Consider the following 2,863-nt stretch of genomic DNA (forward strand, 5'->3'; position numbering starts at 1 on the left):
ACTAATTGCTAATAGCTAACAGCTAACCGCTAGCAACTCAAGATCCTTGGTGCCATCATCCAGAAGCACATAGCGACATGCAGAACCCTGACGGCCTGCGAGTCTGCCAAGATAGCCAAGCTCTACCAGCGGTTCTATATTCTGCCGAACCTGCGTTTCACTCCAGCCGGTCTCCTGACGAAGCTCCTTGCGCGTAAACGGTATCTCAAACAAAAAAAATTCTTTACTTTCATCAAGCTCCTTCATCTGTTTGTGTTTGGTGGTCACAAGTTTAACTATTTCAGAAAGGAGCTTGCGCCCTGTCGGGCTTACATCATCCACATTGCGGGTAAACACAAGTCTTCCAAGCTCAAGTGCAAGATCGATGTCCCGCTGTGTTGCCTGCACATATTCCACTTTGGAGCCGTCTACCCTGCGAAGTGTACCAGTTTTTCTCTGGTACTGATGGAGCAGTGTTATAGCTTTAACCAGTGATATAAACTTCTTCTGCTCCCTTCGCATCTGAAGCCGTGCAAAAGGCCAGGTAAAACGGAGATCATCGGGGAACGTTATCGTAAGAGGTTTAAGCATTCGCTGCATGTTGTGGTGTAGTTTACAAATACTCTCTTCATCAAAGCTCATTGTGTACCAGCTATGGCTGTTCTTTGTAATCTGTGCCTGAAGGATACTCTTCGTCTGCTCAGGGGTCTCATCTATGGTAAGAAGTAAAAACCGCTGTTTCGTTTCATCATCGAGGCCATTGGGGTTAGTGGTGGACACCATCACCACCACAGGCCCGTAAACGGTGTATTCCTCAACTGAGAACTTTCCGGTCTTGGCATCAGTGCGGGTTGCAGAAACGCTTAGTTTCTGAGAAGATATAAGTGTCTTTACCGAGTACATTGCAGGCTGCATCCCTTCATCCTCTTCTACGGCAAGAACTTTATGCTTGAGAGCGTTTTCGTCTCTGTAGAAGAGTGATTGTCCGGTAATGCGCGTATACTGGATTACCGATTCCGGGGGTATAAATCTGCACACCGCTTCCTGAAGGCCTGTTTTGCCTGCACCGCTACGGCTTAAAACAAGTACTGCAAGCGGATCGGACTGGAGCCGTGACACTGAGGCAATATAGCACAGAAGTTTGTTTGTCTTTTCACCGATATAGCCTATGGCATTGAAGTCTTCAACGATTCTTTTAAGCAGATCTTTACTTTTAAGCGTTTCGAGAGCTTCATTTTTATCCTCTTCACTCATCTGGACTGGGGCACTACCACTGCCACGCTCTTTCATGGAGACCCGCTCCGCTTCGAGTGCAGATATAAGACTGCTCAGCTCTGCCATCACTGCACCCTGCTGAACTTTGAGATATTTAGTGCAGTTCTCTGCAAAGCCCTCACGGGATCGGCTGTAGTAGAGGTCAAGTGTATCGATCTGGAAGTTCGATGGCTCATCCTCTTTATATGCCTTGAGATTAACACGAAGGCGGTCCAGGTTATAGGGGTTGAGGCCGGTTACGCGGTAAGTCAGGATATCACCACGGAAGTAGTGACCATCACTACCCTGAGCAAGTCTGCAGGGCTTTTCTGTTTTGGATTCTGGCACGGGCTGCGCTCCTTTGTTCTTTATCCGCCATAGCTTGCGCGAAGGCGGAATTTTCACCATCCACGCTTCGACGCTGCTGCTCAGCGCAAGTGAGACGGCGTATAAGTGAGAGGCTTTCCCGAAAGGAGCGCATATCAAGTTTCACCGGGCCGGTAAGATAGGCCTGGCGAAGTTCACGGCAGCGGTCACCGATAAACACAAACGATACCCTGCGGCGGCCATTATGCTCCAGGTGATCGAGTGAGCACCCGACGCTGTGAAGAAAAGCTGCAAGATATAAATCGTTGGTGATAATGGATTGGGAAGCTGCAGTAAGGTATTTTTCATACATGGATGCGCCTCCTTTCAGGCGTTTATCTTCAGGGCCGACCGGTTGAACTTTGGTAGAGGACACCGGTTGGCCTTTTTTGCTGGGTTTAAAAAAGCTGTCAATAGCATTTTATTCAATGCATAAAAGATACTATATATTTCATCTTTTCTACAAGGGCTTTTTATTTTTACAGTATGAAGAAGAAAAAGCCTGGCCCAAAAAGGGGCACAAAACATTCTGATATAAAGCGTTCGCCATTAGGTCAGCGGCTTTTCGATGCAAGAAAGGTTCGCGGCATCACCCAACAAGAGCTTGCAAATAAACTTGGGATCACCAAACGGATGGTTGCAAACTATGAAGGTAATTCTGAAGGACCATCGGTTGAACGACTTGAAGACATAGCTAAAGCTCTTAACGTAACTGTTAGCTACCTACTGGGCGAGAGCACTCTGAAAACAGTTAAGGAAGATATATCACCAAATATCCGCAAACATATTGAAGTTCTTAAGGAACTCCCCCAGAAGGACCAAAAGAAAGTTTTGGAATACGCTGAGCTGCTCAAGACCTGCAAAAAAGATATCCAGTGAGATTTTACCTGAGAAAACTCCAAAGATAGAAACTGGTGGTAGCCGGACGCCCTGGGACGTTCGGGTAAACATCCCTAAACCCTCACTTTTACATAATGTGGAATTATACGTTCACCTCCGCCATCCATGGCTACGGCACGCCGGGCACGTAAGCTTAAAAGATTAGCCGGCATCGTACAATTAACATTATGCAAACCCCGGAGCCGGAACTGTTTTTATCACTTGTGGTGAGCGGAGCCGAACTACCCCTACCCTCAAGGGTGTAAGAATATGAGAAAGAGTAAGAGACCCCCAAGCATAAGGGGAAAAGGTGCACGAGGGAGACAGGAAAAGGAACGGGTATCATTCTTTTTCCTACCGTGCACCTTTTTCCTAAGTTAGGGGG

General features: G+C 47.2%; 3 protein-coding genes. 1 reads left to right on the plus strand and 2 read right to left on the minus strand.

The features are described from left to right. Nucleotides 1-15: 15 nt before the first annotated feature. Both QA601_18660 and QA601_18665 read right to left on the minus strand, forming a co-directional pair. On the minus strand, nt 16-1,581 hold the full coding sequence (locus tag QA601_18660; GenBank protein ID MDG5817125.1) for a hypothetical protein: 1,566 nt from the start codon (nt 1,579-1,581) through the stop codon (nt 16-18). Further along, entirely contained in the window at nt 1,535-1,912 is a 378-nt protein-coding gene (locus QA601_18665; GenBank protein ID MDG5817126.1) for a hypothetical protein, read from the minus strand. Before QA601_18665 ends, QA601_18660 begins: the two co-directional genes overlap by 47 nt. A 173-nt stretch (nt 1,913-2,085) precedes the next feature. Here QA601_18665 and QA601_18670 point away from each other — a divergent pair, with 173 nt between their 5' ends. After that, entirely contained in the window at nt 2,086-2,478 is a 393-nt protein-coding gene (locus QA601_18670) for a helix-turn-helix transcriptional regulator (protein MDG5817127.1), read from the plus strand. Nucleotides 2,479-2,863: the final 385 nt, after the last annotated feature.

The sequence above is a fragment of the Chitinispirillales bacterium ANBcel5 genome, from assembly GCA_029688955.1.
GTDB lineage: Bacteria > Fibrobacterota > Chitinivibrionia > Chitinivibrionales > Chitinispirillaceae > Cellulosispirillum > Cellulosispirillum alkaliphilum.

Bases quoted from the DNA above. Each gene is read 5' to 3' on its own strand.
- QA601_18670 (MDG5817127.1), top strand. From the start codon at position 2,086: ATGAAGAAGAAAAAGCCTGGCCCAAAAAGGGGCACAAAACATTCTGAT.
- QA601_18665 (MDG5817126.1), bottom strand. From the start codon at position 1,912: ATGTATGAAAAATACCTTACTGCAGCTTCCCAATCCATTATCACCAAC.